The sequence below is a fragment of the Burkholderia sp. HI2500 genome (assembly GCF_002223055.1).
In the GTDB taxonomy this organism is placed as follows: Bacteria; Pseudomonadota; Gammaproteobacteria; order Burkholderiales; family Burkholderiaceae; genus Burkholderia.
In genome coordinates, this window is record NZ_NKFL01000007.1 from 1159445 (window position 1) to 1182657 (window position 23213).

Consider the following 23213-nt stretch of genomic DNA (forward strand, 5'->3'; position numbering starts at 1 on the left):
GGACAGGTCGATGGACACGTTACAGATGATGCGCATTTTCGTCCGGGTGGCGGAAGAGGGCAGCTTCACGAGCGCAGCCCAGCGCCTGGATATCACGACGGCTTACGCATCGCGGTCGGTCGCGCAGCTCGAAACGCACCTGCGCACGCGCCTGCTCAACCGCAGCACGCGCCGCATCGCGCTGACCGACGCCGGGCAGCGCTATCTCGACCGTTGCCAGCGCATCCTCGGTTATATCGACGAAGCGGAAGCCGAGGCGGCCGACGCACAGGCAAAGCCGTCGGGACGGCTGCACGTTCACGCGACGACGAGTTTTGGCCAGTCCTACGTGGTGCCCGCAGTCGTGCGCTACCGTGAGCGCTATCCGTCGGTTGCGGTCGAACTGACGCTGTCGCAGCATGTGCCAGACATCATCGACGAAGGCTACGACGTATCGCTGCAGTTGAGCACGACCGAGTTGCCCGATTCCGGGCTCGTGTCGCAGCGGCTCGGCGAAGTGGGCAGCGTGCTGTGCGCGTCACCCGCATACCTGAAGGCGCGCGGTACGCCGCACACGGTGAGCGACCTCGACGGGCATGCGTGCCTGCAGATCGTCACGCCGCTCTTTCCGCGCGACCGTTGGCATCTCGATGGCCCCAACGGACGCGAAACGTTCGAACTGCCATTGCCGGATTTCCAGGTGAACATCGCCGATGCGCTCGGCGCCGCGCTGCGTGCCGGACTCGGCATCGGTTCGCTGCCGATGTCGGCCGCCCTGCCCGGGCTCGCGAGCGGCGCGCTGGTGCGCGTGCTGCCCGACTACCGGTTGCAGAAGCTGACGGTCTATACGCTGTACGCGTCGCGTCAGTATCTCGACGCGAAGATCCGCACGTTCGTCGATTTCCTGCGCGAATGCGTGCCAGAGTTGCTGGCTGCCGACGAGGCTGCGCTGGCCGCTTCCTGCAAGTCCTGAAGTCGAACCTTCCGCATGTGAGTACGACGTTGCTCGTCGATCGCGCCAATAATACGCAGTCCTGTATTTGACGCGGATATCGGCCGCATCCCCACGACCGACCCGGGCAATGACGCCCGGGTGACCGGCGTGCCCTTATGAAAGCGCTTGCTTTCGATATCGAACATCGTTGGTTCGGTGCGTGGTGCCAACCCCCTAGAATCGGTTCGACCGGCTTCATCGCATGCGTGCGCGAAGCTGCATCCTCTTCATCGAACCCGATACGACATGGCAGACCAACACTCGACAACCCGCCGCCGGCTCCTGCATGCCGGCCTGGCGATCGCGGCGGGCGCCGCCGCGCATCCGGGCTTCGCGCTGGCGAGCACCGCCGGCGCGCGTACGTTGCGCATCGGCTATCAGAAAGGGCCGCTCAGCCTGTTGAAGGCACGCGGTACGCTGCAGAGCAAGCTTGCGACACTCGGCGTGACCGTCACGTGGACCGAGTTTCCGTCGGGGCCGCCGCAGCTCGAGGCACTGAACGCGGGATCGATCGACTTCGGCGATGTCGGTGAGGCACCGCCGATCTTCGCGCTCGCGGCCGGCGCGCCGCTCGTCTATTACGCGCAAACGCCGGCCGGCCCCGCGGCCGAGGCATTGATAGTTGCGAAGGATTCGCCGGTGAAGACCTTCGCGGACCTGCGCGGCAAGCGCATCGCGCTGGTGAAGGGATCGAACACGCACTTCCTGCTGGTCCGGCTGCTGCAGTCCGCGAAGCTCAATTACACCGACATTTCGCCAGTCTGGTTGTCGCCGTCCGACGCACGGGCCGCGTTCGAGAACCGCTCGGTCGATGCATGGATCATCTGGGATCCGTTTCTCGCGGTGGTCCAGCAGGCGTTCGGCGCGCGCATCGTCGCGGACGGCACCGGGCTCGTCGAGAATCGCAGCTATTACTTTGCGTCGCGCACCTATGCGCAGCGTAATGCCGACGTGCTGGACGCGGCCGTGTCGGAATTGACGACGGTCCAGCGATGGCTCGATGCGAACCGCGCGCAGGGTGCAGCCGAGTTCTCGAAGCTGTGGGGGATTCCGGAGCCGGCGGTGGCGCTCGCATTTCGCCGCGCACGCTTCGGTGTCGAGCCCGTCACGCGTGACACGCTCGCGTATCAGCAGCGCATCGCCGATGTGTTCTACCAGACTGGCGTCCTGCCGAAGCGCGTCGACGTCAGTCTGGCCGCGCCACCTGCACTTGCGTGACCGCACAGCCGGCCCGGAACGTCGGGCTCAGCGGCGGAACGGCAGCGCCACATCGTCCGGAATCGGGCACACGTACGGCCGGCCGCCACGCCGCTCGAGCAGTTCCGCCTTCGCCTGCGCAAGCGTGTCCGGCGCGTCGAACAGGTCGATCGCGGTCGCGGCCATCGTCTTCGCTGCCAGCAGCATCCCCTTGTGTGCGAGCGGTGTCTTGCCTTGCGCGACCCACTGCCACGAGTGCGGCGGCGTACCGAATGCGTAGCAGCTCGTATGGCATTGCGCGGTCGGCGTGACCCAGCTCACGTCGCCGACGTCGGTCGAGCCGCAGATCGGGCGCCCCTTGCCGGGCTCGTACGGATCGATTCCGTCGAACAACGCCTTCGGATCGCGCCACGCCTGGTTCAGCGAACGCGAAGACGTTTCGATATCCTGAGCAGTGAGCGTCTGGCGCTGATAGGCATCGGCGAGCGCTGCGTCGTCCGCGTCGAAGCCGGCGGTGCCGATCGACTGCAGATGCCGGTACATGACCTGGTTCAGCACGGCGTTTTCCAGCAGGTTCGAGCAGGCTTTGTCGAACACGATCTCGAGCCGGCAATCGGTCATCATCGCCGCACCGCGCGCGACGTTCTTCACGCGCTCGAACAGCTCGGCCGCCTGATCGTTGCGGGCCGCGCGCACGAGGTACAGCACTTCCGCATTGGCCTGCACCACGTTCGGCGACAGGCCGCCCGTGTTTGTCACTGCGTAGTGCACGCGCGCTTCGGGCAGCATGTGTTCGCGCAGGTAGTTGACGCCGACGTTCATCAGCTCCACGGCATCCAGAGCACTGCGGCCGAGGTGCGGCGACGCGGCGGCGTGTGATGCCTTGCCCGTGAAGCGGAAGTACGCCTGGATGTTCGCGAGCGAACCGGCCGGAAAGATGCCCGTGTACACGTGCGGGTGCCACGACAGTGCGGCGTCGAGATCGTCGAACACGCCGGCACGTGCCATGAACGTCTTGCCGGATCCGCCTTCCTCGGCCGGGCAGCCGTAGAAGCGCACGGTGCCGGGCTGGCCCGTGCGTTCGAGATGCGACTTCACCGCTGCCGCGGCGAGATGCGCTGCGGTGCCAAGCAGATGGTGGCCGCAGCCGTGGCCGTTGCCGTTCGAGATCTCGCCCGACGGCTGGCAGGTGAATGCGCCGGCTTCCTGGCTGAGTCCGGACAGTGCATCGTATTCGCCGAGGATGCCGATCACGGGGCCGCCGTGACCGGCTTCGGCGATGAACGCGGTCGGAATGTCGGCCACGCCGCGCGTCACGCGAAAGCCGGCTTCTTCCAGCATCCGGATGTGCAGGTCGGTCGACGCGAATTCCTCGTAGCGCAACTCGGCGAGGTTCCAGATCCGGTCGGACAGCTCGGTGAATTGCGCACGCTGGCTGTCGATGAAATCGAGGGCGAGTGAAGTCATGAATTGCTCCTGTGAAGAGACTGGCGCGGTCAGAATTTCTGCCGGAGGCCAAGGGCGAAGACGGTGCTGCTCATGCCGGGGGCGGATATGGGCGCGGAGCCGAACGACAGCGCTGACTGTCCGGTGTTTCTGAAGCCGCCGAGCCGTATGTACACACCGGTGAGTTTCGAAAACTGGTAGTCGTAGCCGAGCAGCGCACCGAGCGCATGGCTCGCCTGGCCGGCGATCGTGCGATACGCGAGGTCGGCGCGGATCGCGTGCGGGCCGCGCTGCCAGATCGCGCCGAGCGAATAGACCTGCGCGACGAGCGTGCCGGGCGCGGTGGGGCGCATCAGCGTGTACGCGAACGACGCGAGCGTCGGGCCGAACGCATACGACGCGCTGGCCATCACCGAGTCGGTGCGCGCACCGTCCGGAGCGCCGCCCGGCGTTGACGACGTGGCGGCCCACATCGCGTTGTACGCACCGCTCAGCATCACCGGGCCACGCGCGAAATTCGCGACGGCACCCGCGTTGCTGGCGATCGGGCTCGCGCCTGCCGCGTTGCGGAACGCGTAGAGCACGGTGACGTCGAGCCCGCCGTAGGTCGGCGTCTTGTAGCTGATCGCGTTTTCGATGCGCCCGGGCAGCGACGCGGCAGCGCGCCCGAGATCGCTGCCGATCAGCGCGGTGCTGGCGAACGGCGACAACTGGCCGACGAGATAGAACGGATCGGCCGCTTCCGGCACGATCGCCGGATACTGCTTGCCGAGCTTGATCGTCCCCCAGTCCGCGGAGCCGATCGCCACGTTGGCTTCGCGGTTGTAGAACGATGCCGCGCTTTGCGGGCGGCCGGACATCAGGTCGAAGCCGCTTTCGAGGCGGAAGCTCGCGCGCAGGCCGCCGCCGAGATCCTCGCTGCCGATGAAGCCGAAGCGCGACGTCGATGCACCGCCGCTCATCAGGCCGACGCTCGTCTGGCTGCCGATGCGCGCGTATTGCAGGAAGCTGTCGAGCGCGCCGTAGATCTGTACGCTGGCGCGGGCCGGCGCGGCCCACATGCAGGTTGCCGCGCAGCACGCGGCCATCAGGGTTGAATTGCGCACGTTTGTCTCGTGATGTCGCGATCGTCGGCGCGCGAATCGCAGGCGTGAAGGGGCCCGCCCGCGCACGCGTCGACGTCGCGGATTCTGTTGTCTGATTGAGGGGGCGCGGCCGGGGTCCGGCGTCGCCGTGAATGAAGCGGTGCGCCGCTCAGCGGCCGTCGTGATGCGAATCGGCCGGGCGTTCGCGGAAGCGCCACAGCGCGATCATGCTGACGGCGCCGCACGCGAGCACGTACCACGCGGGCGACATCGGGTCGCCGGTGCGATGCAGCAGCCACGTGACGTTGAACTGCGCGAAGCCGCCGAAGATCGTCACGCCGAAGCTGTAGATCGTCGCGAGCGCGGTGGCGCGCACGCGCGGCGGGAACGCCTCCATGATCAGCAGCAGGAATGCGGAACTGCCCGCAGTGGCGAAGGCCATCACGACAGTGACGATCGCGACCATCAGCCCCGCCGACGGCGCGGCGATCAGCAGCCGGAAGGCGGGATACACGCACGCGAGCGACAGCAGCCACGTGACGGCGATCAGCGGCTTGCGGCGCGGCAGGCGATCGATGATCCACAGGCCCGACACGAGCGCGGCGACGATCATCGCCAGCCCCGACGCGCAGCCCGCCAGCAGCGACGTCGCCATCGGCAGGTGAAGCGTGCGTACCGCATAGGCCGGCATGTAGAACACGAAGATGTAGAGCGTCGACGTGCCGCCGATGATCATCAGCGTGCCGAGCACGACGCGGCCGAGGTAGCGCGTGAACACTTCGCGCACCGCACTGCCGTCGGCGTCACGCGTCGACACATGCGTTTCGTCCAGATGCCGGCGGATGTAGAAGCCGACCGGGCCGAGCAGCAGGCCGAGCAGGAACGGCACGCGCCAGCCCCAGCTTTCGAGCGCGTCCGCCGACAGCACGGCCGACAGCAGCGCACCGCTGAGCGCACCGAGCAGCGCCGCGACGCCCTGGCTGATCATTTGCCAGCTCACCATGAAGCCGCGGCCGGACAGCGGGCCCGATTCCATCAGGAACGTGGTCGACGCACCGATTTCACCGCCGGCCGACAGGCCCTGCAGCAGCCGGCCGATCACGACCAGCACCGGCGCGATGACGCCGATGCGTGCATAGGACGGCGTCAGCGCGATCAGCGCGGTGCCCGCGATCATCAGCTGGATCGTCAGCGTCAGCGCCGCGCGCCGGCCCGCGCGATCGGCGTAGTTGCCGATCAGCACGCCACCGAGCGGGCGCATCACGAAGCCGACGCCGAACGTCGCCATCGCGAGCAGGAGCGGGCCGGCGCCCGAATCGACCGGAAAGAAGGTCTTGCCGATCAGCGCGGCGAAGTAGCTGAACACGGTGAAGTCGAACATCTCGAGCGCGTTGCCGGCCGAGGTGGCGATGATCGTCCGGGTCTGCGCCGAGCGGCGGCGCGGGGCTGGCGGCGCGTCGATGAGCGGCGTGGCGGCGTCTTGCATCGGGGTTGTCTCCATGGGTATCGGTATCGTGAGCGCCGCATGGATCGTCAGGCATCCTGCGAGAGCTGGCCGCATGTTAAAACCGGGCAAAACATCGCGATACGCGCAAATTTTTATCCTGATAACATTTGTTTATTCCCTGATGCCTTTCGTCTGCCCCGTTCCATTCGTCGCATGAAACTCCACCAGCTCCGCGCGCTCGTGGCCGTTGCCCGCTCGGGCAGCATCCATGAAGCCGCGCGCACCCTGCACCTCACGCAACCGGCCGTCACGCGTTCGCTGCGCGATCTCGAGGACGAACTCGGGCTGATGCTGGTCGCACGCAGTTCGTCGGGCGTGACGCTGACCGATGCGGGGCGCGCGATGTTGCAGCGGGCCGAACTGGTCGTCAACGAGGTTGCGCGCACCGAGGAGGAAATGGCGCAGTTGCGCGAGAACCGGCAGGGCCGGCTCGCGATCGGGATGACACCGCTGGCGGGCATCACGGTGCTGCCGGCTGCGTACAACCGCTTTCGCCGCGCGATGCCCGACGTCCAGCTCGAATTCGTCGAGGGCAGCCCGTCGCAGCTGGTCGAGCAGTTGAAGAACGGCGCGCTCGATTTCGCGCTCGGTGCGGGGGCGGATGCGCAGGACTTCACGTCCGTGCGCTGCGAGCACCTCGACACGTTTCCGATGTGGTTCGCGGTGAGCCGCAAGGGCAAGCTGGCCGGCGCGACTTCGCTGGCCGATCTGCAGGATGCGGAATGGCTGCATACGGGGCCATCCGCCGAATTCCGCGCGTTTCTCGCGGAGCTGTTCGCGCAGGCCGGCCTGCCGGTGCCGCGCCGCGTGACGCGCTGCGCGTCGCAGACGCTGTTCTACGCACTGGCCGTCAACAGCGACGTGGTGACGGCGTGGACGCAGCTCGCACTGCGCAGCGAAGATGCGTCCGATACGCTGAAGACGCTCGATCTCGTCGGGCAGCCGCCCGCGCGCAACCTCTATCTGTTGTTCCGCGACAGCGCGGTGCTCACGTCGTCGGCCGAGTACTTCGTCCGCTGCATCGATGAAGCCGTGCAGGCCGAGCGTGCGAATGCCGGCGGGAAGAAACGCGGCACGCGCTCGCGTGCGCCGCGTGCGTGAGATGCCGGCCTACGGCGCGACGCGCGACAACGGCACCGCTTCGTCGCGCAGCTTCAGCACATCGCGGCCCGGCGCATCGCCGAACAGGCGCGCGTATTCGCGGCTGAACTGCGACGCGCTCACATAGCCGACACTGCGGCACGCCTGCCGCGCATCCATCGCCGACAGGCACATCAGGCGGCGTGCCTCCTGCAGCCGCAACACCTTCTGGCATTGCAACGGGCTCATCGACGTGACCGCACGGAAGTGGTAATGGAAGGTCGACGGGCTCATGTCCACCTGCCGCGCAAGCGATTCGACCGTCATCGGGTCGAGGTAGTGGTCGCGTATCCAGGCGACGGCGCGCGAGATGCGCTGCGTCGTCGAATCGGCCTGGCCGACCTGCGCGACGCGCGCACCCGACGGGCCCCGCAGCAGCCGGATGAGGATTTCGTCGACGATCAGCGGCGCGAGCAGGTCGATGTCGTCGGGGTGCGCGATCAATTGCATCAGGCGCACGACGGCGTCGACGATTTCAGGCGGCGTATCGTGCGTGTCGAGCGCGCTGTAGTCGGCGGCTTTCGGCAGCCCGTGCGGAAACACGCGCGGCGTGAGTGCCGCGATGCGGTCCGGGTCGAGATCGAGTTGCACGTAAAGGAACGGCTCGGCCGGGTTCGCGCGTATCACGCGGCCGGTGACGGGCAGGTCCGCTGTCGCGACCATCATCCGCGATTCGTCGGTCACGTAGGTGTCGTCGCCGACCCGCGTCGATTTCGCACCTTGCCCGACGATGCTCAGGCACGCGTGGTGCACGCCATGGTTCCAGGGCGGTGGCGACGCGGACGCACGCCCGATGCGCATGCCACGTACCGGGAGCTCGAACGTGCCGTCGTGCGGTGCATAAGCGGCGATCAGCGCGGCGAGCCGGGCCGTGGGCGACCGCGCCGGCAACCGAGGGTCGTGATCGGGCGTGATGCGCTGAAGCGGCGGCGTTCGGGCGTCGATTTCCATGGTGCGTGAGTGGATGGCGGAGTGGTCAGTGCAAGGTGCGCGGCTGCGATTCCCTGTTGGTGTCCCGGCAGGGGTGCCGGCACGGCGGTCACATCGTACGGCGAGTCGCGTGCACGTGATTGCCTAAACCTGTGGGAAATTAGCCCGATCATCCGGATCTGCATGGCGGGTGGCCGCATCGCTGGTCACTGCGCGGTGTGCAGCGCACAAATTCGGAAATTAAGGCAAAACAATCGCAGGATCGGGCAAGCCATTTTCCGGCCGTTTTCATACCATTGCACCTGCTGAAACAAACGTGATCCAGTGCATTCCGGCGATGCGGGTATGACCGTCGCATGGCCGGTGGATGCCGCCGGCATTGCCGCAGCGAACCACTGGAAAAGACTCAGGACTGCTATTCGAATAGTCATGCATCGGGCCAGTCGAGGCCGGCTTGCGTCCGTTGCATTCCGGCTCGCGTCTGGCGCGAGCGTGCCGACCGACCCGGCGTGGCTGGCGTCGGTGCAGCCGCATTGGCCGGGCCGTTGCATGTCGGTCGCGATGCGGCGACGGAGGTGCGCGTCAAGGCAGTCGACCGCGCAGGGGAATCCGGACAAATGGACCAACTTCAATCGATTCGGGCATTCGTGACGGTGGCAAGGGAAGGCGGCTTTCGCCGGGCGGCGACCCGGCTGCGCGTGTCGACGGCGATGGCGAGCCGGCTGGTCGATGCGCTCGAGACGCGCCTTGGCGCACGCCTGCTTCAACGCAGCACCTGCCACCAGTCGCTGACGGAAATCGGCGAGCTGTACCTCGCGCGCGTCGAGCGGATTCTCGGTGCGATCGACGAGATCGACGGTCGTTTCGTCGCGATGGGCAGCAAGCCGGAAGGCGCGTTGCGCATTGCCGCGCCGGTCGCGTTCGGGCTCAGCCAGTTGAGCGCATTGCTCGATCGTTTCGTCAACCGGTTTCCGGACGTGCGGCCGACCGTCACGCTGACCGATGCCCATGTCGACCTGACATCCGAAGACATCGATGTCGCGTTTCTGACCGACGGCATGCCGGTGACAGGTGCGCATGCGCTGCACACGCTGGCCGCCTACGAATCCGTGCGCGTCGCGGCGCCGACTTATGTCGACGCGCATGGCGGCGCGGTTGCGTCGGGCGACTGGCCGGACATCACGGCCGTGCGGCTCGATCTGCCGGCGACCGGCGATGACGATGCGGCCGCGTTTCGACCCGACACGGCGCCCGGCGGCAGTTTGGGTGTCGGCCATCTCGAGATGGCACGGCGACTGGCTGTGGCCGGCATGGGCGCCGCGGTGCTGCCCGCGTATCTCGTCGACGCGGATCTGGTGGCCGGCACGCTGGTGCGCGTCGCGCCGATTCGCCCGCTCGCGCCCGTCACGCTGAAGCTCGCGCATGCGCGCACCGCGCATCTGCCGGCCGCTGCACGGGCATTCATCGAATTCGCCGGCGCCGCGTTCCAGCCGGCGAGCTAGCGGCCCGGTTGATAGCCGCGGCTATGCCCGCCCGCCAGGGCAGCGGGCTCATGGTTTTTTTCCACGGAAGCAGTTCGACGAACGAACGCTCCGCAGGGCGCAACGCACGCCCGAAATACGTGACCTCATTCGCGGCAAACAGGAAGCGACAGCATTCCGGCCGCGCGTGCAGGTCACGAGGAGATCTGGTGATTCCCATTGAAGGTCGTCTATTTGCGAGAGGTCGCTCCATGCGCGTCGAACGGGTTCCATACCGCTTAATCACTGCTGCAACAGCTGCCGTTTTCCTGGCCGCGTGCGGAAAAAAAGAATCGGCACCGCCGCCGCAAACGCCGGAAGTCGGCGTCGTCACCGTCCAACCGCAGGCCGTGCCGGCGGTAACCGAACTGCCGGGCCGCACCAGCGCATTCCTCGTCGCGCAGGTCCGCGCGCGGGTCGACGGCATCGTGCTGCGTCGTGAATTCACCGAAGGCACCGACGTCAAGGCCGGCCAGCGTCTGTACAAGATCGACCCGGCGCCGTACGTCGCCGCGCTGAACAGCGCGAAGGCGACGCTCGCGCGGGCACAGGCGAACCTCGTCACGCAGAACGCGCTGGTCGCACGCTACAAGGTGCTGGTGGCCGCGAACGCGGTCAGCAAGCAGGACTACGACAACGCGGTGGCCACGCAGGGACAGGCCGCGGCGGACGTCGCGGCCGGCAAGGCGGCGGTCGATACCGCGCAGATCAACCTTGGCTATACCGATGTCGTCTCGCCGGTTTCAGGCCGAGTCGGTATCTCGCAGGTGACGCCGGGCGCGTATGTGCAGGCGAGCCAGGCGACGCTGATGTCGACGGTGCAGCAGCTCGATCCGGTGTACGTCGACCTCACGCAGTCGAGCCTCGACGGGCTGAAGCTGCGCCAGGACGTGCAGAGCGGCAAGCTGAAAACGAGCGGCCCGGGCGCGGCGAAGGTGTCGCTGATCCTGGAAGACGGCAAGACCTATTCGGAAGCCGGCAAGCTGCAGTTCTCGGACGTGACGGTCGACCAGACCACCGGCTCGGTGACGATTCGCGCGATCTTCCCGAATCCGGGCCGCGTGCTGCTGCCGGGCATGTTCGTGCGCGCGCGGATCGAGGAAGGCGTGAACGAGAACGCGTTCCTGGTGCCGCAGATCGGCGTCACGCATGACCAGAAGGGCCAGGCGATCGCACTGGTCGTGAACGCGGCCAACAAGGTCGAGACACGTCCGTTGACGACGGCCGGCACGTACGGCCCGAACTGGATCGTCGAAGGCGGTCTGCAAGCGGGCGATCACGTGATCGTGCAGGGCGTCGACAAGGTGCGCCCGGGTGCGACCGTGAAGACCGTCGCGGCCCAGCTCGCACCGGCGCCGGACGCTGCGTCCGGCACACCGGCAAGCGCCGCGAATGTGTCCGGCGCCGCGCCGGCGAGCACCGTCGCCCATGCTGCCGCGGGTTCGACCGCTGCGTCGTCCGCGCAATAACAAGGAGTCCGTTTCATGGCCAAGTTCTTTATCGATCGCCCGATCTTTGCGTGGGTGATCGCGATCGTGCTGATGCTGGCCGGCGTCGCATCGATCTTCAAGATGCCGATCGCGCAGTATCCGACGATCGCACCGCCGACGATCCAGATCCAGGCGAACTATCCGGGCGCTTCCGCGAAGACGGTGGAAGACACGGTGACGCAGGTGATCGAGCAGCAGATGAGCGGTCTCGACAACTTCCTGTACATGTCGTCGACGAGCGATGACTCGGGCAACGCGACGATCACGCTGACCTTCTCGCCGGGCACGAATCCGGACGTCGCGCAGGTGCAGGTGCAGAACAAGCTGTCGCTCGCGACGCCGAACCTGCCGCAGGTCGTGCAGCAGCTCGGCATGCAGGTCACGAAGTCGAGCAGCAACTGGCTGATGTGGTTCGCGTTCAACTCCGACGACGGCAGCATGTCGAAGGAGGACCTGACGAACTACGTGGCGTCGCACGTGCTCGATCCGCTCAGCCGCGTGAACGGCGTCGGCCAGACGCTGCTGCTCGGTTCGCAGTTCTCGATGCGCATCTGGCTCGACCCGGTCAAGCTGACCAACTACAGCCTCACGCCGACCGACGTGTCGGCTGCGATCACGCAGCAGAACGTGCAGATCGCGGGCGGCCAGATCGGCGGCACGCCGGCGAAGCCGGGCACGATGCTGCAGGCGACGATCACCGAATCGACGCTGCTGCGCACGCCCGAGCAGTTCGGCAACATCCTGCTGAAGGTCAACCAGGACGGTTCGCAGGTGCGCCTGAAGGACGTCGGCCGCGCGGCGCTCGGCTCCGAGAACTACACGTTCGACACGAAGTACATGGGGCAGCCGACGGCCGGCCTCGGCATCCAGCTCGCGACTGGCGCGAACGCGCTGGCGACTGCCACCGCGCTGCGGGCCAAGGTCCAGGAGCTGTCGAAGTACTTCCCGCACGGTCTCGTCGTCCACTATCCGTACGACACGACGCCGTTCGTGCGCCTGTCGATCGAGGAAGTGGTCAAGACGCTGCTCGAAGGTATCGTGCTCGTGTTCCTCGTGATGTACCTGTTCCTGCAGAACCTGCGGGCGACGATCATCCCGACGATCGCGGTGCCGGTCGTGCTGCTCGGCACGTTCGCGATCATGGGCGTCGCCGGCTTCTCGATCAACACGCTGTCGATGTTCGGCCTCGTGCTTGCGATCGGCCTGCTGGTGGACGATGCGATCGTGGTGGTCGAGAACGTCGAGCGCGTGATGGCGGAGGAGGGCTTGTCACCGAAGGAGGCGACCCGCAAGGCAATGGGCCAGATCACCGGCGCACTCGTCGGCGTGGCGCTCGTGCTGTCGGCGGTGTTCGTGCCGGTGGCATTCTCCGGCGGGTCGGTCGGCGCGATCTATCGTCAGTTCTCGCTGACGATCGTGTCGGCGATGGTGCTGTCGGTACTCGTCGCGTTGATTCTGACGCCGGCACTGTGTGCGACGATCCTCAAGCCGATCCCGCAAGGGCATCACGAAGAGAAGAAGGGCTTCTTCGGCTGGTTCAACCGGACGTTCGACCGCAGTCGCGATCGCTACACGAGCGGCGTGAACCACGTGATCCGGCGCTCGGGCCGCTGGCTCGTGATCTACCTGGCCGTGTTCATCGCGGTCGGCGTGATGTTCGTGCGCCTGCCGAAGTCGTTCCTGCCGGATGAAGACCAGGGCTACATGTTCATGATCGTGCAGACGCCGTCGGGCTCCACGCAGGAAACGACCGGCAAGACGCTCGACAACATCAACACGTACCTGACCACCACCGAGAAGGATGTGGTCGACTCGGTGTTCACGGTCAACGGCTTCAGCTTTGCAGGCCGCGGCCAGAACGCCGGTCTCGTGTTCGTGAAGCTGAAACCGTACGAGCATCGCCAGCGTTCGAACCAGAAGGTGCAGGCGCTGATCGGCCGGACGTTCGCGCACTACGCGCAGTACAAGGACGCGATGGTGATCCCGTTCAACCCGCCGTCGATTCCCGAGCTCGGCACCGCTGCCGGCTTCGACTTCGAGCTGACGGACAACGCCGGTCTCGGCCACGAAGCGCTGATGGCCGCGCGCGGGCAGTTGCTCGGGATGGCCGCGAAGGATCCTGCGCTGGCACTCGTGCGCCCGAACGGCCTGAACGATACGCCGCAGTACAAGGTCGACATCGACCGCGAGAAGGCGAATGCGCTCGGCGTGACGGCTGCCGCGATCGACCAGACGTTCTCGATCGCGTGGGCGTCGCAGTACGTGAACAACTTCCTGGATACGGATGGCCGGATCAAGAAGGTGTACGTGCAGTCGGACGCGCCGTTCCGGATGACGCCGGAAGACATGAACATCTGGTACGTGCGCAACAGCGCGGGCGGCATGGTGCCGTTCAGCGCGTTCGCGACCGGCCACTGGAGCTACGGTTCGCCGAAGCTCGAACGCTACAACGGCGTGTCGTCGATCGAGATCCAGGGGCAGGCCGCGCAAGGCAAGTCGACCGGGCAGGCGATGGCGGCGATGGAAGCGCTCGCGAGCAAGCTGCCGGAAGGTATCGGCTACTCCTGGACGGGCCTGTCGTTCCAGGAAATCCAGTCCGGTTCGCAGGCGCCGATCCTGTACGCGATCTCGATCCTCGTCGTGTTCCTGTGTCTCGCGGCGCTGTATGAAAGCTGGTCGATTCCGTTCTCGGTGATCATGGTGGTGCCGCTCGGCGTGGTCGGCGCGCTGCTCGCGACGATGCTGCGCGGTCTCGAGAACGACGTGTTCTTCCAGGTCGGCCTGCTGACGACCGTGGGCCTGTCCGCGAAGAACGCGATCCTGATCGTCGAGTTCGCGCGCGAGTTGCAGGCCGGCGGAAACATGGGGCCGGTGCGCGCGGCGATCGAGGCGGCGCGCCTGCGGCTGCGTCCGATCCTGATGACGTCGCTCGCGTTCATGCTCGGCGTGCTGCCGCTTGCGATCAGCAACGGCGCGGGCTCGGCGAGCCAGCACGCAATCGGTACGGGCGTGATCGGAGGGATGATCACGGCGACGTTCCTCGCGATCTTCATGATCCCGATGTTCTTCGTGCGGGTTCGCGCGATCTTCAGCGGCGAGACGGAAAACGTCGACGACGCATGGCGTCTCGTGCAGGGCGACCTGCAGCGCGGTCACGACGACGCACACGATTCGAAGGGGCAGTAACGATGCAAAAACACGCTTTGACTACGACCGTGGCCGCCCTGGCTGCCGCGTTGTTCGCCACGGGCTGCACGATGGCGCCGCATTACAAGCGGCCTGATGCACCCGTCGCGCAGGCGTACCCGGCCGGTGGCGTCTACGCGACGCAGCCGGGTGCGGCCGGCGCGCGCAGCGCGAACGGGCAAGCTGCAACCGCCATCGGCTGGCGCGAGTTCTTCGTCGATCCGCGCCTGCAGCGGCTGATCGAGATCGCGCTGAAGAACAACCGTGACCTGCGCGTGTCGGTGCTGAACATCGAGGCGGCGCGCGCGCAGTACCAGATCACGCGCGCGGGGTTGTTCCCGACGCTCGATGCGACGGGTACCGGTAATCGTCAGCGCCTGCCGAATGCGCTGTCGGTGGCGCCGGGCCGCAACATCACGACGACCTACAACGTCGGCCTGTCGGCGTCGTGGGAACTCGACCTGTTCGGCCGCGTGCAGAGCCTGAAGGACCAGGCGCTCGCGCAGTACCTGTCGACCGCGTATGCGCGGCAGGCGTCGGAGATCTCGCTGGTGTCGCAGGTGGCTGACCAGTACCTGACGCTGCTGTCGACCGACGATCTGCTGAAGGTCACGGAGAACACGCTGAAGACGGCGCAGGACTCGTACAACCTGACGAAGCTGCAGTTCGACAACGGCACGGGCTCCGAGCTCGAGCTGCGTCAGGCGCAGACAGTGGTCGAGCAGGCGCTGTCGAACCAGCAGGCGCAAGCACGGGCACGTGCACAGGCGTTGAACGCGCTGGTGCTGCTGATCGGCGAGCCGCTGCCGGACGATCTGCCGGCGGGCATGCCGCTCGACGCGCAGAACCTGCTGACGGACGTGCCGGCCGGCCTGCCGTCCGACCTGCTGACGCGTCGTCCCGACGTGATGCAGGCCGAGCAGTCGCTGCTGGCGGCGAACGCGAACATCGGCGCGGCACGCGCGGCGTTCTTCCCGAAGATCTCGCTGACGGGCGCGTTCGGCACCGCGAGCCCGACGCTCGGCGGCCTGTTCAAGGCCGGCACGGCGGCGTGGTCGTTCGCGCCGAGCATCGCGTTGCCGATCTTCGAAGGCGGCGCGAACATCGCGAACCTCGATCTTGCGCACGTGCAAAAGCGCATCGAGATCGCGAACTACGAGAAGGCGATCCAGTCGGCGTTCCGCGACGTGGCGGACGGGTTGGCCGCACGCGGCACGTACGACCAGCAGATCGCGGCGCTCGAGCGCAACGAGCACGCGCAGCAGCGACGTTTCGACCTGTCGGACCTGCGTTACAAGAACGGTGTCGACAGCTACCTGTCGGTGCTGACTGCGCAAACGGACCTGTACAGCGCGCAGCAGTCGCTGATCAATGCGCGTCTGGCACGCTGGACCAACCTGGTCAACCTGTACCGTTCGCTGGGCGGAGGGTGGATCGAGCGGGCCGGCGAAACGCCGCGCGCGCCGGATGCACCGGTCGACTACGACAAGGCGGCCGCTCCGGCGCCTGCGTCGGCAACGGCGACGAACGGGTAAGCAAGACCAAGGGCAGGGGCGAGCCATTGCCCCTGTTCGCGGAGGCTGCCCGACGCGAAAACAAAAACGCCACGGATGAAAATCCGTGGCGTTTCTTTTTGCGCAGTTTACGTAGCCGCTCGCGCCTGAAACGGCGTTACGTTTAACCCTGTTTTTCCCAAAGCGTGCGGCCGAAGAACGTCAGCGTGCGATCCCACGCCATTTGCGACCACACCGGATCGAACTGCGTGCCGGCGATACGGCCGGGGCCGACAGCCGTTTCGTTCGCGAATGCGTGATGCGCGAGATAGCGATGGAATTCGACATTGACCTTCGCATCGGTCAGCTTCTTCTCGAGTGCATCGACCTGGTCGATCGCAAAGAACGCATCCTGCGTGCCCCAGTGGCCCATCAGCGGCACCTTGAGCTTCGCCGGATCGAGGTAGTCGAGCGGCGGGAGGCCGTACCACGTGACGCCCGCGTCCGCATCGGCGAACTGCAGCGACAGCAGCGTGAGTGCGCCGCCCATGCAGTAACCGGTCACCGCGACACGCGAGGCGAGCGTCTTCAGATGCGTCACGGCGCCCGGAATGTCCTGCGAAGCCGCGTCGCCGAAATCGAGCCCGGTCATCAGGTGGTGCGCTTCCTCTTCCTCGACCGTCGACTTGCCGCGATACAGGTCGGGCACGAGCGCGAAGTAGCCGCAGCGCGCGAGGCGATCCGCGACGCCACGGATCTGGTCGTTCAGCCCCCACCATTCCTGGATGACGACGACCGCGGGCGCGCCTTCGGTCTTGGCCGGCGTGGCGAGATAGCCCTGCAGTTCCTGGCCGTCCGGGCGTCGAAACGTGATCATGGAACCGGATGTTTGAGACATGAAACCGCTCCTTTTCGAAAAATGCGATGAGTGCGGCATCGGGGCCGGCCTGCGGGCGCGGCGACGATCGGGCAAGCCGGGCGTCGTGGTTCCGCTCGCGTTCGTTTTGGCCGGCACCGACCACGCGGCCATTCTATGCGCAAACACCGGCTGCCGTCGTGAACGGAGCCGCGCGGCACACGACTCGCGAGACCGCATCGATCGGGGCGCGCAATCCGTTCCGGGCGCGGACGACCGGAAAACAAACACCCCAAAGGTTGGATCAAAATCCAACTTTTGGGGTGCAGTTCAGAGCGGGGTGTTTCGTTTGCTGCGCGCGTATCGGAATACGCGGTCGCGTGTCCGGCTTACTGGCCGAAATACACGGAGTCGCGGCCATCCTGCTTGACTGCGATCGCGCGGCCGGCGCGTACGCCAGCGGAGGCTTGCGCGCCGTAGCCGGTTTCATCGGCGTTCGTCACGCGGGCCTGGGCGGTCTGCAGCGCGCGCGGGTAATACTGATCGGAGACTTCGGGCTTGTAGCCGGCCTGTTCGAGCTGGACGAGTTCCGCGCGCACCTGGGCACGCGTCAGCTGGCCCGACGGATTCGATTGTGCCAATGCGCCGTACGAGGCGGACAGGGCGGTTGCGGCGACGACAGCGTAGATGAACGACTTCATGATGACCTCCGGTTTCATTGATTTCGCGCTTCGCTTGTTGCGTTCAGCGGTTGATTGCATCGTAGCGATCGCGTTACCGGTCGGGAATACGCGTTCCAGCGAATAATTATTGCAACTGGGTAAACGATCCGGGGCGGCGGGCATTTCATCTGATGATTGCGAGGCTGTCCGGTGCTGGATAGGGACTGCGGACGGAGCCATGAGTGCGGCGATGCCGTCGATCGGTCGGGGCCAAAAAGCGATCAGTTAAATCGCATTCCGAAGTATGTGAGTGAGGCTGTCTAGATCGTTCTTGCCGTATTTCTGGCACACGGCCGCGTCACTCGACCAGGACCGCCTGCCGTTTCCGGTATTCGGCAGGTGTGATTCCGACGTGCCGGGTGAACGACCGCCTGAGCGTATCGACATTCGCGAAGCCGCATTTCGCGGCGACCTGTTTCGGCGTGTCGTGACCGTTCTCGAGCAAGTGGCGGGCGGCCGAAATGCGGGTCGCCTCGACCCATGCAGCCGGCGTCATGCCGACTTCCGCGCGGAACAGGCGTGCGAAGTGGCGCGGGCTCATGCCCGCACGCTTGGCCATTTCCGCCACCGAATGCTCGAGTTCCGGATTCGCGGCGATCCAGCGCTGGACCTCCTGCAGTACCGAACGTCCGGCAGGGCGCGCCTCGCCCTTGCGGCTGAACTGGAGTTGCCCGCCCGGGCGCTTGAAGAACATGACCAGTTGTGCGGCGACGCGCCGCGCGATCTCGCGGCCGAGATCTTCCTCGACCAGCGCGAGCGCGAGATCGAGCCCGGCCGTGACGCCGGCGCCGGTGCGCAGCTTGCCGTCGCGCACGTACAGTGCGTCCGCGTCGACGGCGAGCGATGGATACGCTTCGGCAAGCGCATCGGCCGCAGCCCAGTGCGTGGTCAGGTGACGACCTTTCAGCAGGCCGGTGGCCGCGAGGATGAACGCGCCGGTGCAGATCGAGCCGTAGCGCTTGCTCTGCACGGCCGCCGCTCGCAGCCACGCGAGGACGTCGGTGCGCAGTGCGATCCGGCCGGCGCTCGGCGCGCCGGCGACCAGCAGCGTGTCGATGCGCTCAGGAATGTCGGGAACGATCCAGTCGGGCAGTAACTGCGCACCTGACGAACTGCGGATCGGACCGGACTCGCTTGCAATGATCCGCAATGTATAGAACGGCTTCCCGCATTCGGCGTTCGCTTGCGCGAAGACGTCGAGCGGTGCGGAGACATCGAGCAGTTGAACGCCCGGAACGGCGAAAATTCCTACGACCTTCGGCATGATCGATGGTGTGGTGTGTCGAACGTGACGGGTAGCAGTATAGAGGCGCCAGTGGCGCACGATGCGCGCAGACGGGGCCTGTTTCCGGTGTTCTTCCCGCTGCGCGGGCGCCGTGTCCGTCCGTCGCGCAAAATGGCAGGATCTGACGTAACACGTCTATTGGAGACAACTATCGGACGCCGGAGAATCGAGGGTGTTTTCAATGGAGGTCGATCATGACTGAGAACGTTGCAGGCATCACCATTCCCGATAGCCAATTGACGCGCGAGATCACCGAGCTCGTTCGCGATACCGCGTCTCCGTTGCTGTTCCATCATTCCAGCAGGGTGTTCTATTTCGCGGCGCTTGCGGGCCAGCGGCGCGGGCTGAAATACGATCCCGAGCTGCTCTACTGCGGCTGCATGTTCCACGACATGGGGCTCACGCACAAACACAGCAGCGCCTGCGAGCGTTTCGAGGTGGACGGCGCCAATGCCGCACGCGATTTCCTGAAGGGCAAGGGCATTTCGCAGCAGGATATCGACGTCGTGTGGACCTCGATCGCGTTGCATACCACGCCGGGCATCCCGCAGCACATGCATCCGGTGATCGCGCTCGTTACCGCGGGCGTCGAGATGGATGTGCTGGGCCTGACCTATCCGGAATACAGCGATGTGGAGCGCGAGGCCGTCGTTCGTGCGCATCCGCGTACGCCGCACTTCAAGGAAGACATCATTCAGGCGTTCTACGACGGGATCAAGCACAAGCCTGACACGACGTTCGGCAACGTGAAGGCCGACGTGCTCGCAGACAAGGATCCGCATTTCCACGCAGGCAATTTCTGCAGCGTGATCCGGTCGTCCGCGTGGGTTGGCTGATTGCTCGCGGTGTGGCGCACGATCCCGGATATTGAGCGGAGGTCGTGCGCGAAAAGTGAATCGCGGTTCCTGAATGACTAGGTAGTGCGACTGTATATGGCAACTGCGCGATCGAACCTGGGCACCCGTGAGCGCGGTATCGTCCGGCGATAAGACCATCATTCGGACAGCCGGCCCGGGCGGCCCCGCACCGTTGTCGGACGCCTGGCGCGATCGCGCAGTGATCCTCATGGCGCGGGCATCGCGACGACACAGGTTCGGCTGGCGGCGTCGTCGAGGCAAGCGGCGCGGATTCGTGTTGTGGCATCGGCAGCGTCGCGGGCGGAAAGGTACCCGTGTATGGGAGCGTGATCGTAACGCTGCCGGATTTTCAACCGATACGAGCGTTCCAATGGCTTCCACACTTCACGACTTACCCGACAGCCCCTGTGTCGGCGTGTGCTCGACATTGTTCGACGATGTCTGCAAGGGATGCGGCCGAACGGCCGACGAGGTCTCGCACTGGGTGTTCATGAACGATGACGAGAAACGCGCGATATGGGAACGTATCCGTCACGAGTGCACGGCGATGCGATTCCATCGCGACGGACGGTGAATCGCCAGAAGCGGCGTTCCGGGTGACGGGGGCACGCTTGAAGAACATCTCCTTGTCCTGATCGAACCACTCGACCTTGTCCGGAAGGATGAGCCTGCGAAATCGGAGAAAATGAAATCAGTTAAAAAGTTGTTACGTGACAACCGTACGACGTTTGGCTGGACTTTATATACTGAATAATTGCATCCCATCCCCCGGGCGAATCTTCGATTCGCGGCCACAGAAGCTTGCCTCCAGGTAGATGGGGCACGTCCGCGCCTTCGCAGGCACCCCGGCGAGCACCACAGGCGCGCCCCTCATCCGCGTCCGCAGGTTTTCGGCAAAACGCCTATAATGATTGGGCAAATTGCCGGGAGAGGTCATGAGCACCATTGCTTTCCATCCTTCGGGCGTCGCGCATCCGCGTCAGGCCGAATTCACGATTCTCGAACAGCTGCTGGCGATCCGTGTCCGATCGGGGGCCGATCTTGCCGAGCTGGCGAGCGCCCGCATCGACGTCTCGGTGATCGACCGTCTGTCCGAGCGCGGGCTGAAATCCGACGAGCTGGCCTTCATCATTCCGCGTCGCACGCTGAGCCATCGTCGCCAGGCGCACGAACGCCTGTCGCAGGAGGAATCCGACAAGGCGATCCGTCTCGCGCGCATCGTCGCACAGGCGACCGCCACGTTCGGCGACCAGGAGAAGGCGATGGCGTGGCTGCGCAACGGGCTTCAGCGCTTCGGCGGCCGCACGTCGCTCGACATGGCGAGCACCGAGCATGGCGCGCGGCTCGTTGAGGAAGCCCTCACGCAGATCGACGAGGGGTACTTCGCTTGACGACACTGTGGCGGATCAGCAATTTCGCCGACCTGAAAGGGATCGGCGGGTTGCGCGCCGGCGGGCGCTGGCATTTTGCCGGGCAGCCCGTCGTGTATCTCGCCGAGCATCCGGCGCTCGCCCTGCTCGAGACGCTCGTTCATTTCGAAATCGCCACGGTCGCGCAATTGCCGAGCGGATACCAGTTGCTTCGCATCGAGGTGGCCGATTCGGTCGATATCGCCGAAATCGCGGAGGGCGACGCGCCGGAGGACTGGCGAACCAACGTCGACTGGACCCGCAGCGCCGGCACCGAGTGGCTGCATACGCAGCCGAGCGCGCTGCTGCGCGTGCCGAGCGTCGTCGTGCCGCACGCGCACAACTTCCTGCTGAATCCGCTGCATCCGGCCGCTTCCGAGGTCCGTATCGCCGAAGTCATGCATTCGCCGTACGACACACGGATTCTGCGGCTGATCCAGTCGCCGTCGGGCGAATAGGGCGCCGAGCGCGGGCCGGATCAGCGCTCGTGCGCGGCGCGGTCCGCGGCCGCATCGGGCGGCAGCGTCTGCCGGATGCGCGTGACCGTTCGCGTGCTGACGAGACCGAGCATCGCACTGACGTCGGCATGCGCGTGGCCTGCAAGCAACTGGCGGCGCGCATACGTGTTGCGCAGCACGCGCGGGCTCATGTCCGCCGCGTGGAAACCGATCGCGGTCAGCGCGTCGCGCACCACGAGCAGCAAGAACATGTCGTTCATCGCGCCACCGCCGCGCGGCGCGGGAAACAGCAACGCGGATGCCGGCATGTCTGCCGAGCGCACCCGCCATGCGGCGAGCGGCGCCAGCGCAAATTCGGCGAGCGTGATTCGGCGCGCCGGCCGCGCCCGATCGCGCGGCACGGCGAGCGCAGGCGGCTGTGCGTCGAGATCGGGCGCGTCGCAGGTCGTCGCCCGTATCTCGGCCGACGTGATGCCGCTCGCCAGCAGCAGCGCGACGATCGCGCGATTCCGGCAGTCGGTGGGCGTGTCGTTTGCCCGCGGCTGCACGTGGCGCTGCAGCGCCGCGTCGACATCGGGCGGCAGATAGCACGGCTCGGGTTCGCCGTCCGGCCATGCGAAATCGCGCGTCGTCCGGCCGCCCGGATGGATCGTGCGCACGCCGGCGTCGACCAGATGCCGGCCCAGCCGGTCGATCAGCTTCGCGTAGCGCACGCGGGTCGACGTGCCGGGCGCGCAGGTGCGATCGAGTTCCGCCAGGAAGGCCGCGACGTGGTCGGGTCCGAACGTGGCCAGCGACACGCGTCGTTCGGTCAGGTAACGCAGGAACCGTTCGAACATCGCGACGTGCTGCACGACCGATCGCGGCGCGAACGGCCGGCGATCGGCGCCGGTCGCGGCGGTTTCCTGCCACGCGCGAAAGGCGCCGACGGGGTCGTGAATCCAGCGATTCGTGTCCATGCACGATTTATAGCCGGACGCGGTCACGCCGGCAACCGTCCCGATGTCCTGTTGGCCGCCCGGCCCGATGCAAGCGACGTGTCAGTGCGCGGTATGCGTGTCGTCGATGCCGTCGTTGTTCATCGTCAGGTAGACCAGCACGAGCAGCAGCGTGATGAAGAAGCGGAACGCGTCCGGCACGCCGTTCCATTGCTTCGACATCCACATGCCGAACCACTCGCCGCCGACCGACATGAAGGCGACCTGCCACGTGAGGAAGCCGAGCGTCAGGCCGGCGATCGCATACGCCTTGGCCGCGCGGAATGCCGTATCGCCGGCGCGTCGCGCGCGCAGCAGGCGGACACCGCCGATCCAGCACAGCACGGCCGTCAGCGTTTCCATCGAGATGATGCCGACATAGCCGGCGTGATGAACCCACGTCGTGCCGATCGCGCGATACATGATCCCGTTGCCGGGGAACGTCGTGTCCATCAGGAACACGTGATGCACGAACGCGAAATTCGTCGCGTAGTCGGTGATGTTGCCGAACGCGACGAGCGACGCGAAAAAGGCCATGGCAAGCACCATGGCTGCCTTGGAAAGACGAACCATCATAATGGACTCCGAAATGAATGGGCAGGCGAAAGCGCGACCGCGCGGCGATCAGCCAGCGTTCGGAGCGATACCTGCGTGAGCGTGTCCGGCGGGGCCGGTGGTTTGC

At 66.1% G+C, this 23213-nt stretch carries 20 protein-coding genes; 11 read left to right on the forward strand and 9 right to left on the reverse strand.

What is annotated here, in order from left to right; all coding sequences use genetic code 11:
- The first annotated feature begins 10 nt into the window (after positions 1-10).
- Both CFB45_RS37200 and CFB45_RS37210 read left to right on the forward strand, forming a co-directional pair.
- Entirely contained in the window at positions 11-952 is a 942-nt protein-coding gene (locus CFB45_RS37200) for a LysR family transcriptional regulator (RefSeq protein WP_089430038.1), read from the forward strand.
- A gap of 267 nt (positions 953-1219) precedes the next feature.
- Positions 1220-2191 carry an aliphatic sulfonate ABC transporter substrate-binding protein gene (locus CFB45_RS37210; RefSeq protein WP_089430039.1) on the forward strand — a complete coding sequence of 324 codons (972 nt, stop codon included), beginning with the start codon at positions 1220-1222 and terminating at the stop codon, positions 2189-2191.
- Between the two features lie 27 nt (positions 2192-2218).
- Here CFB45_RS37210 and CFB45_RS37215 read toward each other — a convergent pair whose 3' ends face one another.
- The 3 genes from CFB45_RS37215 to CFB45_RS37225 all read right to left on the reverse strand — a co-directional run bounded on the left by CFB45_RS37215 (position 2219) and on the right by CFB45_RS37225 (position 6202).
- Positions 2219-3637, reverse strand: a complete 1419-nt coding sequence (locus CFB45_RS37215) for a M20 family metallopeptidase (RefSeq protein WP_089430040.1) — start codon at positions 3635-3637, stop codon at positions 2219-2221.
- Between the two features lie 29 nt (positions 3638-3666).
- Positions 3667-4722, reverse strand: coding sequence for a porin (locus CFB45_RS37220; protein ID WP_144025277.1), 1056 nt, complete (start codon positions 4720-4722; stop codon positions 3667-3669).
- A gap of 148 nt (positions 4723-4870) precedes the next feature.
- Entirely contained in the window at positions 4871-6202 is a 1332-nt protein-coding gene (locus CFB45_RS37225; protein ID WP_373452706.1) for an MFS transporter, read from the reverse strand.
- Positions 6203-6361: 159 nt separating this feature from the next.
- On the opposite strand from CFB45_RS37225, the gene CFB45_RS37230 reads away from it, so the two are divergent.
- Positions 6362-7309 (forward strand): LysR family transcriptional regulator, encoded by a 948-nt coding sequence (locus CFB45_RS37230; protein WP_179255151.1) that lies wholly within the window; start codon positions 6362-6364, stop codon positions 7307-7309.
- A gap of 9 nt (positions 7310-7318) precedes the next feature.
- Here CFB45_RS37230 and CFB45_RS37235 read toward each other — a convergent pair whose 3' ends face one another.
- Positions 7319-8299: an AraC family transcriptional regulator gene (locus tag CFB45_RS37235; protein ID WP_089430044.1), complete on the reverse strand. Its 981-nt coding sequence runs from the start codon at positions 8297-8299 to the stop codon at positions 7319-7321.
- Between the two features lie 596 nt (positions 8300-8895).
- Here CFB45_RS37235 and CFB45_RS37240 point away from each other — a divergent pair.
- The 4 genes from CFB45_RS37240 to CFB45_RS37255 all read left to right on the forward strand — a co-directional run bounded on the left by CFB45_RS37240 (position 8896) and on the right by CFB45_RS37255 (position 16009).
- Positions 8896-9780 (forward strand): LysR family transcriptional regulator, encoded by an 885-nt coding sequence (locus tag CFB45_RS37240; RefSeq protein WP_089430045.1) that lies wholly within the window; start codon positions 8896-8898, stop codon positions 9778-9780.
- A 230-nt stretch (positions 9781-10010) separates the two neighbouring features.
- Positions 10011-11267, forward strand: a complete 1257-nt coding sequence (locus CFB45_RS37245; RefSeq protein ID WP_089430046.1) for an efflux RND transporter periplasmic adaptor subunit — start codon at positions 10011-10013, stop codon at positions 11265-11267.
- A 15-nt stretch (positions 11268-11282) separates the two neighbouring features.
- Complete coding sequence (locus tag CFB45_RS37250) at positions 11283-14474, forward strand: efflux RND transporter permease subunit (protein ID WP_089430047.1); 3192 nt, start codon at positions 11283-11285, stop codon at positions 14472-14474.
- Positions 14475-14476: 2 nt separating this feature from the next.
- Entirely contained in the window at positions 14477-16009 is a 1533-nt protein-coding gene (locus CFB45_RS37255; RefSeq protein WP_089430048.1) for an efflux transporter outer membrane subunit, read from the forward strand.
- A gap of 142 nt (positions 16010-16151) precedes the next feature.
- Here the strand turns inward: CFB45_RS37255 and CFB45_RS37260 are convergent, their stop codons facing one another.
- The 3 genes from CFB45_RS37260 to CFB45_RS37270 all read right to left on the reverse strand — a co-directional run bounded on the left by CFB45_RS37260 (position 16152) and on the right by CFB45_RS37270 (position 18809).
- Positions 16152-16865 carry a dienelactone hydrolase family protein gene (locus CFB45_RS37260; RefSeq protein WP_089430049.1) on the reverse strand — a complete coding sequence of 238 codons (714 nt, stop codon included), beginning with the start codon at positions 16863-16865 and terminating at the stop codon, positions 16152-16154.
- 347 nt (positions 16866-17212) lie between these two features.
- Complete coding sequence (locus CFB45_RS37265; protein ID WP_226208183.1) at positions 17213-17524, reverse strand: DUF4148 domain-containing protein; 312 nt, start codon at positions 17522-17524, stop codon at positions 17213-17215.
- Between the two features lie 319 nt (positions 17525-17843).
- On the reverse strand, positions 17844-18809 hold the full coding sequence (locus CFB45_RS37270; RefSeq protein WP_089430051.1) for a GlxA family transcriptional regulator: 966 nt from the start codon (positions 18807-18809) through the stop codon (positions 17844-17846).
- 215 nt (positions 18810-19024) lie between these two features.
- On the opposite strand from CFB45_RS37270, the gene CFB45_RS37275 reads away from it, so the two are divergent.
- The 4 genes from CFB45_RS37275 (at position 19025) to CFB45_RS37290 (ending at position 21554) form a co-directional block, all read left to right on the forward strand.
- Positions 19025-19666, forward strand: coding sequence for an HD domain-containing protein (locus tag CFB45_RS37275; protein WP_089430052.1), 642 nt, complete (start codon positions 19025-19027; stop codon positions 19664-19666).
- 391 nt (positions 19667-20057) lie between these two features.
- A complete protein-coding gene (locus tag CFB45_RS37280; protein WP_089430053.1) occupies positions 20058-20261 on the forward strand; it encodes a DUF1289 domain-containing protein in 204 nt (67 codons plus the stop codon).
- 361 nt (positions 20262-20622) lie between these two features.
- A complete protein-coding gene (gene parS / locus CFB45_RS37285; protein ID WP_089430054.1) occupies positions 20623-21078 on the forward strand; it encodes a type II RES/Xre toxin-antitoxin system antitoxin in 456 nt (151 codons plus the stop codon).
- Positions 21075-21554, forward strand: a complete 480-nt coding sequence (locus tag CFB45_RS37290; protein WP_089430055.1) for an RES family NAD+ phosphorylase — start codon at positions 21075-21077, stop codon at positions 21552-21554. Before parS ends, CFB45_RS37290 begins: the two co-directional genes overlap by 4 nt.
- A 20-nt stretch (positions 21555-21574) precedes the next feature.
- Here CFB45_RS37290 and CFB45_RS37295 read toward each other — a convergent pair whose 3' ends face one another.
- Both CFB45_RS37295 and CFB45_RS37300 read right to left on the reverse strand, forming a co-directional pair.
- On the reverse strand, positions 21575-22513 hold the full coding sequence (locus CFB45_RS37295) for a tyrosine-type recombinase/integrase (RefSeq protein WP_089430056.1): 939 nt from the start codon (positions 22511-22513) through the stop codon (positions 21575-21577).
- An 81-nt stretch (positions 22514-22594) separates the two neighbouring features.
- The gene (locus tag CFB45_RS37300; RefSeq protein WP_089430057.1) at positions 22595-23107 is read right to left on the reverse strand and encodes a DUF2165 family protein; all 513 of its coding nucleotides are present in this window, start codon (positions 23105-23107) and stop codon (positions 22595-22597) included.
- Positions 23108-23213 lie beyond the last annotated feature (106 nt).